The organism is Acinetobacter sp. FL (assembly GCF_040744925.1).
GTDB classification, from domain to species: domain Bacteria; phylum Pseudomonadota; class Gammaproteobacteria; order Pseudomonadales; family Moraxellaceae; genus Acinetobacter; species Acinetobacter radioresistens.
The window spans coordinates 2763055-2775283 of the sequence record NZ_CP160437.1; the positions used below are offsets into that span (position 1 = coordinate 2763055).

The following is a 12229-nucleotide window of genomic DNA, read 5'->3' on the forward strand; positions in this document are numbered from 1 at the left end:
TCCTTTATTTAATCAGTGTGTGGTTAGGATAATGAATATTAAACGTCGTTTTATCGCAGGAGTAAGATGTCCAAAATGCGAAGCGCTGGATAAAATTATTATGCTGACTACCGAAGATGATGAATGGATTGAATGCATTGAATGTAGTTATTCAGATCGGCGTCCTACTCATATAGAGCAGCCACAGGAACTTGCTCTTCCTGATGATGTAGGGGTAATCCAGTTCAAGCCTCGTCAGAAACAGTAGGCTGTAAAGATGTCTGTTACAGTGCAAAAAAATAATTCAAACTTATTATGGTTTATTGCCGGTGTTATCACGGCAATCATCGTCATGATCGCGCTGTATTTCTGGTTGCTACAAGACCAGTCCCCTGCTGTCTCACAGCCGGTAGAAGTTAAGCAAAGTACATCAAAGCCTATGAATGCTGTCCCTTCAGACCAGTCCGAACCTCAGCAAGCCAAACAAGGTCCTCCCTTGGTCGATGATCAGCTCCTAAATGAACCTGTTCATCCGGCTCCAGCACTGGCTAAAGAAGAAATTGCTAAACTGGATGATATCCAGGACCAGTTAAAGCAGCAGCAGGCACTTCTTCAAGAACAGCATGCCAGTGCAGATAAACTGATTCAGCTTAAAGAAGAGCAGATTAAATTGCTTGAAGCCCAGCTGGCACAACAACCTTCGAGCTAGTCTGTTGCCTAAAGATACTTACAAAAAAAGCACTCGAGAGTGCTTTTTTATTAATGTTTCAATATTTTACTGATACCAGCCGAATAGCTTAAAAATATAAGGCGCGAAAGTAATAATTAGCATCGCAGGAAACATTACAATAACTGGTAATATCCACCGCTCATAGCGATAGTAAAATGATTTATGGCGTACTTCTGCATCCGCATCTGCTACCTCTTCATCACCAATAGATTGACGGGCAAGGAGATGGTTTAAGGCAACAGGTGGCGTGACATAGCCCAGTTCAAAACCAATTAAAGCAATCATCCAGAAATGTACAGGATGGATACCATATTGATAAGCCACGGGCGCAATTGTAGCTGAGATTAGAATGACTGCCCCAAATGGGTCCATAATCATGCCAACAAATACCATGACAGCAACAATCATTGCCAGCATTAAAAAGGTATTGCTGATATCAGTTGGGAAAGCACTCATAATCTCAATGTGTTCCAGAAACCCACCCACACTGACTGACAGTGCCATGAGAATTACTAAAGCACCAATATGGCCCACTGTTTCACTGGTAGATAAATGTAAAGCACGCTTAAAACCTACTTGGGGTTCTTTTACCGGACCTGATCTTGCTACGCTATGATCAGCAGACATTCCTTGTGTTGCGTTAGCTGTAACCACCTGATGGTATTCAGTCGCAGGTATAGCGGTGTTCACTGTAGCCAGTGTAGCTGGATCGCCCATTGTTACTGCATAACGGTCTACAGCAGGATTGTAGCCTACCGTAGTAACAGCTTCCGGGCTTTGCCTTAACTTATCAAACAGAACAATCATAAGCAGAATTACGGGCATCATGACTGGCGCTGTAAATTCATTAAGATCGGTTGCCAGGATATATTTGTAAAATAGCCAGATCAATACAAAGATCAGTACATAAGGTAGTACTGGGCCTATAGCACGAAATGACTTTGGAAAAGCGACACTTGGCGCAGCAATCCGAAATTTCCGTTCGGCAAAGAAGAGTGAAATAACGAGAAACAGTGTCGAAGTCAATAAAAATACATATAAACCATAGTGATAAAGTAAGTCAGTCGTTACTTCCTTGTTCAGTGAAGCGACCACTACAATCAACAGACATGGACGTAATACTACACCAAGTGAGCCAGACATGGCGCTTGCGGCCAGTGCGAACTGTCGGCGCCCACCTGAAAGCCAAACCTCTTTATATATAATCGCGCCGGCTGCAATAACAAAAATTCCCGATGCACCGGTATAAGCTGTAGGCAAAGCAGCAGCCAGCAAAATTAACCAGGTCAAAGTTTCTGGAGCCAAGTTCCATGGACGTAAAATATTCAGGAACATATCTACAATATGGGTCTGTTTTAACAGCATCCCTGCCCAGATAAATAAAGCCAGATTTAAAAAGATACTGGAGAACTCGACCAATTGTCCGAGATAAATTCCCTGACCCATCGGATAGTCCATGAAGAAAGTAAAGGCCACCCCAGTAATTACTGCCATATAGGCATATAAAGGCACACTTAGAAATGCCAGACCAAAGCTGCCGCCTTCACGTGACGGTTTAGGAGGCTTAAACAGATAAAATAAGCTGATCAGGCTTAATATACCAAACAGGGTAATCCACAGCCCATAAATAATCTGGATTTCCCGGCCAATTTCAACTCCGGCATTCATCATTGAATGATATTGGCTTAAAGCAGATGAAGTGAGTAACAGATTCGCCGCCAGCATGAAGACCGAATATACTTTATAGTCAATTCGGGTAGCGGGGCTCCGCAAACCAATATGATGGGTTTTTAAAGTCGCGCTGATGGCAGCAAATACCACCATAATAACTAGAATTAGAGCACGGTTTTCGGTTCCAAATTGAAAAACTCCGAAAAATGAAGTTTCGACAGCCCGATATGTTCTGAGGGTACTGTGCTCATCAATATAGGTAACTGCTCGATCATGGAACTGATATTTTTCTTCACAGAGTTGCTGCCCTGCCAAGATCGAAGCCCTAACATCAGCTTCTGAAGCGGTGCCGAAAATATCAGCGAACTCATCTGCTGCATTGGCCTGCATCTGTTTTTGTACCTGTGCATCAATATCAGGATGACGTTCACAGGTTGGTTTTTCTGGTTCAGCCCGTAAAAACGAATATTGCATTCCACTTGTAGGATCGCCATACAGACGTTCTCCCATCCGTAGTAGTTGACCATGAATCATTTCACCGGTCCCAATCACCAGTGTAAGCAGTAACAAAACAAGAATAACAAAAGTGGAAATCCACTCTGTCCAGATATAGCTTAGGCGGCCCAAGCCAGTTTGTTTTTGTGTTGGTTGCATGTTCTTTCCACTTTTATCCTGTGTTTATGCTTCAGCAATGCTTGGGCATAAAATTCTTTTTTTATTTCTTTAATGTGGATATATCCTTATCCACACTACGGTTACGCTATTTATGATGAAACTGTAAAAAGTAGTTAAATACGATCCTTGCTCTTTTTCTAAATTGCCATGCCTATTTTAATTTTCCTCCTGCGGTATACCAGAGCAATTAAGGCCAATATAGTGCCCCAGAATACGCCTAGCAGATGAGCTTCAACCAGTACGGGACTGCCAATTAGCTCTGCTGTTCCCTGCTGACCTACTGTATTTTCCCAAAGTAGTTTGGCCAGTATCAGACTGAATACTAACAATGCAAATTTACGCTCTCTTTTATACTGGCTATAGATGACTGCGCCTGCTACATATAAACCATGCAAGACACCGGATAGACCTGCATAGGCTTCAACTGAGGGTAAAATATAATAAAAACTCAGGCTGATGAGTGGAGCTAAAACAATCAGCAAGAAAAAGAAATTGCGAATACGAATATGGGGAAAAATAAAAGGCAGACAAGAGAATGCCAGCATGTTCAGTAAATAGTGTATCCAGCCTACATGAACCCAGTGGGCAGACCATAAACGCCACGGCTCTCTAAATACAAGATCACGCCAATAAATAAAATAATCCGCATATACCTGTAAACAGGCTGAAATTGAGGCACAGCTGGCTATAAAAACTAACTTCTTAATTAAATTCCAGTCGTTTATAGTCATATGCCCTTATACTCGCCATATTCAAATGTAGGTAAATCCAGATTATGCTAGCATCATGTTCTGCCCTTTTTGAACTGTTAATTGCCCTGTTTAGTTTCGTTTGGGGTATCTGATGCTTCGACTTCTATATCGCTAGAGTCCTCCACGCCATTTGTATCTCCCCCTTCAAACAGGTCCTCTAGTTCATTGCCAGATTGCTGCTCATCCCAGAAACTGCTCATCCCGCCTTCAGCAGTACGTACTCCGGTATTCTCAGTCCAGTAACGATCAGAAATACCGCGAACCATCATTCCTGCCATTGTATCGATTAAACGGTAATCCGGATTAACCGGTTTGTCTTCAGCAAGTGAGGCATGATAGGTACGTAATGCATCACGGATTTTATTATCATCACCTGATGCCTGTGCTGCGACTGCATATAATGCATGTGACATGCGCACGCCTTTTTGCTCTCCAATTTGTACCGATTGTTTTAAGGTTTGATACGGGTCGGGTTTACCATCACCTGAACCAGGCAACAGAGTCCAGATCACGGCGCGGGTCGCCTGTGGAGCGCCCCAGAACTTGTTATTATCCAGACAAGTCATGCCGCGCTCTACAATTGCAGCGATATCTTTAGGTACATTGGCTTCCCCCCCCGAATTAATATCATTAGTCATGGCTTGCAAGCCGCTGATCATTCCCAGCAAATACACAGTCTGGTCTAGGTCACTACGCATGGTCGGACATGAGTCACCGAGGGTAGCTTTATGTTTTGCTTCCCAGCGCTCTGCAAATAGTTGATAGGCCGTATACTGGCGCTGTGCAGCAGTTGCAGCCCAGCGTTTTTGCTCAATCCGGGCATCCTGTGCTTCGGTCACGTTACCACTTTTTGATGCACGCAAATAACGCAGCTCGGCTTCAAGTGCCTGATTTTCCGCACACATGCCAGAAGCCGTGTAAAGCAACACAGCTATGCGGGTAGGATCTCCCCCCATATCTTTAGTCGCCATAATTGCCGGTGTTAAAGCATTACCAGAATTACAGACCATATCCGAATCATTCATAGCCAGTATTGGGGGCACAATGTGCCGTTCACTAAAGCCCAAGGCCAGATTTGTCCCAGACTTTACTGCATAAGAACATCCGGTAAATAAAGAACTTGCCATTACTGCGAGTGCCATGCCTTGGCCAATTTTTTGGACGTTTAACATTCTTCCTGTCCTCTTTTTAATTTTGTTATATCCATGAGTTAGCTCAACATATCAGATGCAAAATCTGAAGAGAAGAGTAATTACTCTAATTTTCACTGCAACTGTGCCAGTAAAAAGTACGATTAAATATGACCTGAATCAGGAAATTTAAAAAATTTAGGCAAAAAAAAGTAGCATTGCGACGGTTCAGCACATGCTACTTATTAACTGGACATATTCAGTGCAAACCCTACATTCAAATTCATTTGTAATTTTTTAAATTTGATGCAGCGTTTTAATCTAGTGTTATCTTAAAAAGTAAAGATATTAAAAACTGCTTGTGAATCAATTTAACCTATGTTTGACAACTAGACATGAAGAATTGTCAGACAAATTAAAATTTTTATAATTTATTTGACGAACAGCAACTCACCTAATAATCGGATTAATAAATAATTTACATAAACAAAAAAGTAAATTAAAACAATATTTTAATATTACTAATACAGCTTGGCTAACATTTTTAATTTTTTCCAGTATACAAGAGACAATTGATCACTCCAGATAACCAAGGGTTTAACCTGATTTTTCTGAAAATAAATTACAATATAAAGTTGATGATCAATTATCTTTCGAATCACAACACGATCTAAGTGTTTAGCTTTACAGAACTGAAGAGTCCATTCTTCAGCATCTAGATATTCAAAGCGTACAGGACGCGGCGCTTTTAAAAATAAGCTATAACTTATCAAACCAATGACAGAACAGAGTAGCCATAGCCCCAACGGTAGTAGTGAATAGAACAAAATCAGCAAACCGAGTAGTAAAGAAAGCTGAACCATAATAGCCATGCGGCTAGGTTTCAGCTTAAAACACTGCTTAACCATGGACATAATGTTTAAGTTTAATGATTAGCTGTTTCATCTCCGGACGTGGAGGTTCAGAAACCTCCATAAACCAGTCTAGAAGATCAGGATCTTCCTGTGCGACGAGCTCGGCGAAGGTGGCTTTTTCTTCCACATCAGCTTGTAAATAATATTGTTTTACATAAGGGTCAAAATATACATCAATTTCTTTTAGTCCCCGGCGTGCACGGTAAATTACTTTACGTTCTTCCAAAGTCATTTCTTCAGACATTTTCTATTCCCAAGTGAATAATTTCAGAATAGTTTAACTGATCCACTCTTAAAATTTGCAGCTTTTCCATAAAATGGCGAAAACCATCAATTTTTTGATGGTGATTGAGCATTTGGCCTATTGTACAAAAAAGCCGGGCTGTTTAGGTTTAAAAGAAAATATCACACAAGGATAAAACAAAAAATGCAATCTGCTGCTATTCGTCCGCTTGCACCCATGTTACCTAGAAATCTGTTTAATTCTGATCATGATGCATTTCGTGAGACTGTACGTAAATTTTATGAAAAGGAAGTCATCCCTTATACAGAACGATACGAGCAACAGCAGCATGTAGATCGTGATTTATGGAATAAAGCTGGAGCTCTGGGTCTGCTTTGCCCGACCATGCCAGAAGAATATGGCGGCGCTGGTGTAGACCGGCTTTATAGTATGATTTTGATTGAAGAACAGGCATATGCAGGTGACTCAGCGACCGGTTTTTCTCTGCATTCTGATATTGTAGCGAATTATATTAATAACTTTGGTAATGAAAAGCAGAAACAGTACTGGCTGCCACAAATGGCCACCGGCGAAGTAGTAACTGCTATTGCTATGACTGAACCGGGTACTGGTTCTGATCTTCAGGCAGTACGTACCTCGGCGATACTGGATGGGGATGAATATGTCATCAATGGTTCGAAAATATTCATTACCAATGGTTATCTTTGCGATATGGCAATTGTAGTCTGTAAAACCGGGAACAGTGATAAAGGTTCAGCAAACCTGTCTCTGATTATGGTAGAGGCTGACCGCCCAGGTTTTAGCAAAGGTAAACCGCTCAATAAGATTGGTATGAAAGGCCAAGATACTTGTGAGCTATTTTTTGATAATGTCCGGGTACCTAAAGAAAATCTGCTGGGCATGGAAGGTATAGGCTTTATGATGCTCATGAAAGAGCTGGCATGGGAACGTATGCTGGTAGCAATCATTTGCCAAGCTGGTGCTGAAGCTGCATTTGCGCATACGGTACAATATACAAAAGAACGCAAAGCTTTCAGTAAACCGATAGCAACTTTCCAAAATACACGATTTAAGCTCGCTGAATTGCGTACAGAAATTGACATGGGCCGTACCTACCTGGACCGCTGTATGCAATTGCAGCTTGAGGCGCAATTAGGTATTGATGCAGCAGCAGCAGCCAAATACAAGCTTTCTGATATGTATTCAAAAGTCGTGGATGAATGTTTACAGCTGCATGGTGGTTATGGCTATATGCTGGAGTATCCAATTGCACGTGCCTATATTGATCACCGCGCTAACCGAATTTATGCCGGCACCAATGAAATCATGAAAGAGTTAATTTCCAGAACATTATAAAATCTAAATTCTAATACTACAAAAGGAGCTTTAAAGCTCCTTTTTAATCGGGATTATGAAACCAGTTTAGGTTTACGTTCTAGCTGTTTATCACGCTTAGTAAATTGCAAGATTCCATCTTCAAAGCCAGCCTGTTTCAAGGCTTTACGATCAGCCAGATAGTTATTAGTCACTTGCCAAGGTGCATGTTTCCCCTGCTTTGGAATTACGTCGGCAGCGCGACGGATATATCCTGCGGACAGACTACCCATCACAGTATCCTGTTCAATCTCACTATGATCGGTAGGCGCTATCACTTCATCATAATGATGCTTATCCATATAATTAAGTAGTCGACAGATATACTCTGCTGCAACATCGACTTTTAATGTCCAAGAAGCATTAATATAACCAATAATCATTGCCATATTAGGTACGTCACTGATCAGAATACCGTTGTATAGCATATGTTCTGAGGTATCTATCGGTTGACCATCTACAGTTCCCTGTATTCCACCCATAATCTGGATCTGCAAACCAGTTGCAGAGATAATAATATCTGCTTCCAGATGCTTGCCTGACTTTAACTGGATTCCTGTTTCAGTAAATTTTTCAATATGGTCAGTCTCGACACTGGCATGACCTTCACGCAAAGCTTTAAACAGGTCACCATCGGGTACTACACAAAGGCGTTGATCCCATGGGTTATAGCTTGGAGTAAAGTGTTTCATATCCACTTTACCTTTAAGCTGCATTTCGATCGATTTTAAAAGGAGCTTACGTACCAGTTTAGGTTGTTTCTGTGAGAGTGCATAGACTGCACGCTGCATACCAATATTACGTGCACGCGTCAGTTTATAAGCCATCTCTTCCGAAAGAAAACCACGCATTTTCTGATAAACAAAATCAATAGAAGGAATTGAAGCAATATAGGTAGGCGAACGCTGTAGCATAGTTACATGAGCCGCCCCCCCTTTCACCATAGAGGGTACGAGAGTAATAGCTGTTGCACCGCTACCTATCACAATGACTCGCTTGCCAGTATAGTCCAGCTTTTCTGGCCAATGCTGAGGATGCACCAAAGTACCTTTAAACTGGTCTTGTCCAGGGTACTCAGGCATAAAGCCTTCATCATAATTATAGTAACCGGTACAGCCGAGTAGAAAATTAGCGTACCAAGTCTGGTTCTGACCTTGCTGGTCTTCGATTTCCACTATCCAGAGTTTAAGGGCCGTATCATAATTCGCAGAAATTACTCGGTGTTTAAAATGAATTTTCCTGTCTAGGTGAAATTCATCCACAACCTCATGTAAATACTGGCGTATTGAGGCACCATCTGCCAGAATTTTGGCCTTACGCCATGGTTTGAAATTATAACCAAAAGTCGACATATCCGAATCGGAGCGGATACCTGGATAGCGGAATAAATCCCAAGTTCCCCCGATTCCTTCACGTCTTTCTACAATTTCAAATGAGCGCTGGGGGCAGTTTTTAGAAAGATGCGCGGCCAGGCCCAAGCCTGAAATACCAGCTCCTACAATTAGAACATCAATGTGTTTATCCATTTTATTGTTATAACCTTGTTGAACACGATTATTTTATTAAAACACAAAATTGACAATAGGCAATGTCAAGTTTATGCAATTTATCTATTTTTCTTATCAGTTGAGGACAATTTTACATTTGGTCAGACAATTAATAAAAAAAGGCCGGTTAAAAACCGGCCCTTTTTTGAATAATAAAAATTATTCTGCAGAAGCTTGAACTTCGCGATCTACAAGCTCTACATAAGCCATCGGCGCAGCATCACCTGCACGGAAACCAGCTTTAAGAACACGCAGATAACCGCCGTTACGTTCTTTGTAACGAGGGCCAAGAACGGTAAATAACTTACCAACAGTTGCTGCTGAACGAGTACGAGCAAACGCTAAACGACGGTTTGCTACAGTATCGTTTTTAGCTAAAGTGATTAAAGGCTCAGCAACACGACGTAACTCTTTTGCTTTAGGCACAGTTGTTTTAATCAACTCGTGTTCGAACAAAGAATTAGCCAAGTTTTGGAACATCGCTTTACGATGACTGCTTGTACGGCCTAATTTCACACCACTATTACGATGACGCATGGTGATAGTCCTACTTAATTAACGGCTACGATAGGCAAAACGATCGTCCATACGCAGACTAGCCGGTGGCCAGTTCTCTAAACGCATGCCGAGTTGTAAACCTTTCGATGCCAAAACATCTTTAATCTCAGTCAACGATTTTTTACCTAGGTTTGGAGTTTTAAGTAACTCAACCTCAGTACGTTGAACAAGATCACCAATGTAGTAAATATTTTCTGCCTTCAAACAGTTAGCAGAACGAACAGTTAGCTCTAGATCATCCACTGGACGAAGCAAAATTGGGTCAACTTCTTCGCGAGGTTCTTGAGCCACAGGTGCCTGATCTTTCTGAAGATCAACAAAAATTGCAATTTGCTGTTGCAAGATTGTTGCCGCTTTGCGGATTGCTTCTTCAGGATCAACAGTACCGTTGGTTTCAAGATCAATGATCAGCTTGTCAAGGTCAGTACGTTGTTCTACACGAGCGTTTTCCACTGTGTAAGACACACGTTGAATCGGGCTATAAGAAGCATCTAACTGTAAACGACCGACTGGACGGGTTTCACCTTCCGGGAAACGTGAGTCAGAAGTCTCATAACCACGACCTTGAGCAACCTTCAAGCGCATTTTAATTGAGCCTGAAGCACTTAGTGTACCAATCAAATGCTCTGGGTTAACCACCTCAACATTATGAGGTAAACGCAGGTCAGCAGCAGTAATATCGCCTGGACCTTGTTTTTCTAATGTTAAGTAAGCTTCGTTTTGATCGAACAGCTTAATAGACAATCCTTTTAGGTTCAGCAAGAGCTCGACGATGTCCTGCTGCAAGCCTTCTAAAGTACTGTACTCGTGCTCGACACCTTCTATCTCTACTTCAACCACAGCAGCGCCAGGCAAAGAAGACAATAGAATGCGACGTAAAGCATTACCTAGAGTATGACCAAAGCCACGCTCTAAAGGTTCCAGAATCACTTTTGCCGAGGTCCCGCTTACCGCTTCGACCTTGATCGCTTGCGGAGTTAGAAACTCGTTTGCAGTACGCGTCATTATTGCTACCTCAAGGATTATTTAGAATACAATTCTACAATCAAGCTTTCGTTGATTTCAGCAGGTAAATCAGAACGATCCGGCGCAGCTTTAAACGTACCTTCGAACTTAGAATGATCAACTTCAATCCAAGCTGGAATTCCACGTTGAGCAGCTAATTCAATTGCGCTTTTAATACGTAATTGTTGTTTAGCACCTTCATGAACCGCAATAACATCACCAGCTTTTACTTGAATAGAAGCAATGTTTACACGACGGCCATTTAAAGTAATGCTACGGTGACTTACAAGCTGACGAGCTTCTGCACGTGTAGAACCAAAACCCATGCGATAAACAACGTTATCAAGGCGGCTTTCAAGCAGCTTCAACAGGTTCTCACCAGTTGCACCCTTAACACGAGCAGCTTCTTTATAGTAATTACTAAATTGACGCTCTAACACACCGTACATACGACGTACTTTTTGTTTTTCACGTAATTGTAGTGAGTACTCAGATTGCTTAGCGCGAGATTGCCCATGTTGGCCAGGCGCTTTAGCATGTTTTTTAGTTTTGACGTCAAAAGGTTTAACGCCAGATTTAAGTTGCAGGTCTGTCCCTTCGCGGCGAGAGAGTTTGCATTTTGGACCAATATAACGAGCCATGAATGTTTCTCCTTACACGCGACGTTTTTTAGGTGGGCGACAACCGTTGTGAGGGATTGGCGTCACATCGGTAATGCTATTAATCTTATAACCCACTGCACCTAATGCACGAACCGCAGACTCACGACCAGGACCAGGACCTTTTACAAGGACGTCCAGGTTTTTCAAACCGTAATCCAAAGCTGCTTTACCAGCAACTTCAGCAGCTACCTGAGCAGCAAACGGAGTTGATTTACGTGATCCACGGAAGCCTTGTCCACCTGAAGTGGCCCAAGCCAGTGCATTACCTTGACGATCGGTAATAGTCACAATGGTGTTATTAAAAGACGCGTGAATGTGTGCAACACCTTCAGAGACGGTACGAGTGACCTTCTTGCGTGTGCGAGTATCTTTAGCCATCTTTTAGCTTCCAGAAATCTTACTTTTTAATCGGTTTGCGCGGACCTTTACGGGTACGTGCGTTAGTTTTGGTGCGTTGACCGCGGACAGGCAAGCTACGACGATGACGAAGACCACGGTAGCAGCCTAAATCCATTAAACGTTTAATGTTCATGGAAATTTCGCGACGTAAATCACCTTCGGTTGGAACCTTGGCAACTTCTGCACGAATCGCATCAAGCTGAGCATCATCCAATTCACGGATCTTGACAGTCGGTGTGATGCCTGCAGCAGCTAAGATATTCTTAGCAGTGTGGCGACCGATACCAAAGATATACGTGAGGGAGATAACAGCATGCTTGTTATCCGGAATGTTTACACCGGCAATACGAGCCATTCACTTTCTCCAAAAAGGCAGTAGAGATAATCAACCGCCCCACAAAAATCTTGAGGGGCGGATATTAACCTAATTAGCCTACTGAAATCAACAGGTCTTGATCAGATTAACCTTGACGCTGCTTATGACGAGGTTCAGCGCTGCAAATCACGCGGATAACCCCATTACGACGGATAACTTTACAGCTACCACAAATTTTCTTTACAGAAGCTTGTACTTTCATGATGAAACCTC

Annotated in this window: 15 protein-coding genes; 3 read left to right on the forward strand and 12 right to left on the reverse strand. The window is 42.1% G+C overall.

Annotation, left to right across the window (positions count from 1 at the left end; translation table 11 throughout):
- Positions 1–31 precede the first annotated feature (31 nt).
- Both ABZP31_RS12930 and ABZP31_RS12935 read left to right on the forward strand, forming a co-directional pair.
- Positions 32–247, forward strand: coding sequence for a YheV family putative zinc ribbon protein (locus tag ABZP31_RS12930; RefSeq protein WP_248133718.1), 216 nt, complete (start codon positions 32–34; stop codon positions 245–247).
- Positions 248–256: 9 nt separating this feature from the next.
- A complete protein-coding gene (locus ABZP31_RS12935) occupies positions 257–688 on the forward strand; it encodes a hypothetical protein (protein ID WP_005407221.1) in 432 nt (143 codons plus the stop codon).
- 66 nt (positions 689–754) lie between these two features.
- On the opposite strand, the gene ABZP31_RS12940 is transcribed toward ABZP31_RS12935, so the two are convergent.
- The 5 genes from ABZP31_RS12940 to ABZP31_RS12960 all read right to left on the reverse strand — a co-directional run bounded on the left by ABZP31_RS12940 (position 755) and on the right by ABZP31_RS12960 (position 6095).
- Positions 755–3034, reverse strand: coding sequence for a TRAP transporter large permease subunit (locus ABZP31_RS12940; protein WP_248133719.1), 2280 nt, complete (start codon positions 3032–3034; stop codon positions 755–757).
- A gap of 158 nt (positions 3035–3192) precedes the next feature.
- Positions 3193–3786 (reverse strand): rhombosortase, encoded by a 594-nt coding sequence (gene rrtA / locus ABZP31_RS12945; protein ID WP_005024454.1) that lies wholly within the window; start codon positions 3784–3786, stop codon positions 3193–3195.
- Positions 3787–3863: 77 nt separating this feature from the next.
- On the reverse strand, positions 3864–4979 hold the full coding sequence (locus ABZP31_RS12950) for a hypothetical protein (RefSeq protein ID WP_005024452.1): 1116 nt from the start codon (positions 4977–4979) through the stop codon (positions 3864–3866).
- 479 nt (positions 4980–5458) lie between these two features.
- Complete coding sequence (locus tag ABZP31_RS12955; RefSeq protein WP_005024450.1) at positions 5459–5845, reverse strand: hypothetical protein; 387 nt, start codon at positions 5843–5845, stop codon at positions 5459–5461.
- Complete coding sequence (locus ABZP31_RS12960) at positions 5838–6095, reverse strand: succinate dehydrogenase assembly factor 2 (RefSeq protein ID WP_111282399.1); 258 nt, start codon at positions 6093–6095, stop codon at positions 5838–5840. The genes ABZP31_RS12955 and ABZP31_RS12960 overlap by 8 nt, the downstream gene beginning before the upstream one ends.
- 183 nt (positions 6096–6278) lie before the next feature.
- Between ABZP31_RS12960 and ABZP31_RS12965 the strand changes: the two genes are divergently transcribed.
- The gene (locus tag ABZP31_RS12965; protein ID WP_248133720.1) at positions 6279–7451 is read left to right on the forward strand and encodes an acyl-CoA dehydrogenase family protein; all 1173 of its coding nucleotides are present in this window, start codon (positions 6279–6281) and stop codon (positions 7449–7451) included.
- Positions 7452–7504: 53 nt separating this feature from the next.
- On the opposite strand, the gene ABZP31_RS12970 is transcribed toward ABZP31_RS12965, so the two are convergent.
- From ABZP31_RS12970 to rpmJ, 7 genes are all read right to left on the reverse strand, one after another.
- A complete protein-coding gene (locus ABZP31_RS12970; protein ID WP_248133721.1) occupies positions 7505–8995 on the reverse strand; it encodes an NAD(P)/FAD-dependent oxidoreductase in 1491 nt (496 codons plus the stop codon).
- Positions 8996–9175: 180 nt separating this feature from the next.
- Positions 9176–9553: a 50S ribosomal protein L17 gene (gene rplQ, locus ABZP31_RS12975; protein ID WP_005018373.1), complete on the reverse strand. Its 378-nt coding sequence runs from the start codon at positions 9551–9553 to the stop codon at positions 9176–9178.
- A gap of 18 nt (positions 9554–9571) precedes the next feature.
- Positions 9572–10579: a DNA-directed RNA polymerase subunit alpha gene (gene rpoA / locus ABZP31_RS12980; protein WP_005018365.1), complete on the reverse strand. Its 1008-nt coding sequence runs from the start codon at positions 10577–10579 to the stop codon at positions 9572–9574.
- Positions 10580–10596: 17 nt separating this feature from the next.
- Positions 10597–11220, reverse strand: coding sequence for a 30S ribosomal protein S4 (gene rpsD, locus ABZP31_RS12985; protein WP_005018363.1), 624 nt, complete (start codon positions 11218–11220; stop codon positions 10597–10599).
- A gap of 12 nt (positions 11221–11232) precedes the next feature.
- Positions 11233–11619, reverse strand: a complete 387-nt coding sequence (rpsK, locus tag ABZP31_RS12990; RefSeq protein ID WP_001040166.1) for a 30S ribosomal protein S11 — start codon at positions 11617–11619, stop codon at positions 11233–11235.
- A gap of 19 nt (positions 11620–11638) precedes the next feature.
- Positions 11639–11995, reverse strand: coding sequence for a 30S ribosomal protein S13 (gene rpsM / locus ABZP31_RS12995; RefSeq protein ID WP_005018362.1), 357 nt, complete (start codon positions 11993–11995; stop codon positions 11639–11641).
- Positions 11996–12101: 106 nt separating this feature from the next.
- On the reverse strand, positions 12102–12218 hold the full coding sequence (gene rpmJ / locus ABZP31_RS13000) for a 50S ribosomal protein L36 (RefSeq protein WP_000867907.1): 117 nt from the start codon (positions 12216–12218) through the stop codon (positions 12102–12104).
- Positions 12219–12229: the final 11 nt, after the last annotated feature.

What these genes read in the sequence shown, in the direction of transcription:
- ABZP31_RS12930 (WP_248133718.1), top strand. Translation starts at nt 32, where the DNA reads ATGAATATTAAACGTCGTTTTATCGCAGGAGTAAGATGTCCAAAATGC.
- ABZP31_RS12935 (WP_005407221.1), top strand. Translation starts at nt 257, where the DNA reads ATGTCTGTTACAGTGCAAAAAAATAATTCAAACTTATTATGGTTTATT.
- ABZP31_RS12940 (WP_248133719.1), bottom strand. Translation starts at nt 3,034, where the DNA reads ATGCAACCAACACAAAAACAAACTGGCTTGGGCCGCCTAAGCTATATC.
- rrtA (WP_005024454.1), bottom strand. Translation starts at nt 3,786, where the DNA reads ATGACTATAAACGACTGGAATTTAATTAAGAAGTTAGTTTTTATAGCC.
- ABZP31_RS12950 (WP_005024452.1), bottom strand. Translation starts at nt 4,979, where the DNA reads ATGTTAAACGTCCAAAAAATTGGCCAAGGCATGGCACTCGCAGTAATG.
- ABZP31_RS12955 (WP_005024450.1), bottom strand. Translation starts at nt 5,845, where the DNA reads ATGGTTAAGCAGTGTTTTAAGCTGAAACCTAGCCGCATGGCTATTATG.
- ABZP31_RS12960 (WP_111282399.1), bottom strand. Translation starts at nt 6,095, where the DNA reads ATGTCTGAAGAAATGACTTTGGAAGAACGTAAAGTAATTTACCGTGCA.
- ABZP31_RS12965 (WP_248133720.1), top strand. Translation starts at nt 6,279, where the DNA reads ATGCAATCTGCTGCTATTCGTCCGCTTGCACCCATGTTACCTAGAAAT.
- ABZP31_RS12970 (WP_248133721.1), bottom strand. Translation starts at nt 8,995, where the DNA reads ATGGATAAACACATTGATGTTCTAATTGTAGGAGCTGGTATTTCAGGC.
- rplQ (WP_005018373.1), bottom strand. Translation starts at nt 9,553, where the DNA reads ATGCGTCATCGTAATAGTGGTGTGAAATTAGGCCGTACAAGCAGTCAT.
- rpoA (WP_005018365.1), bottom strand. Translation starts at nt 10,579, where the DNA reads ATGACGCGTACTGCAAACGAGTTTCTAACTCCGCAAGCGATCAAGGTC.
- rpsD (WP_005018363.1), bottom strand. Translation starts at nt 11,220, where the DNA reads ATGGCTCGTTATATTGGTCCAAAATGCAAACTCTCTCGCCGCGAAGGG.
- rpsK (WP_001040166.1), bottom strand. Translation starts at nt 11,619, where the DNA reads ATGGCTAAAGATACTCGCACACGCAAGAAGGTCACTCGTACCGTCTCT.
- rpsM (WP_005018362.1), bottom strand. Translation starts at nt 11,995, where the DNA reads ATGGCTCGTATTGCCGGTGTAAACATTCCGGATAACAAGCATGCTGTT.
- rpmJ (WP_000867907.1), bottom strand. Translation starts at nt 12,218, where the DNA reads ATGAAAGTACAAGCTTCTGTAAAGAAAATTTGTGGTAGCTGTAAAGTT.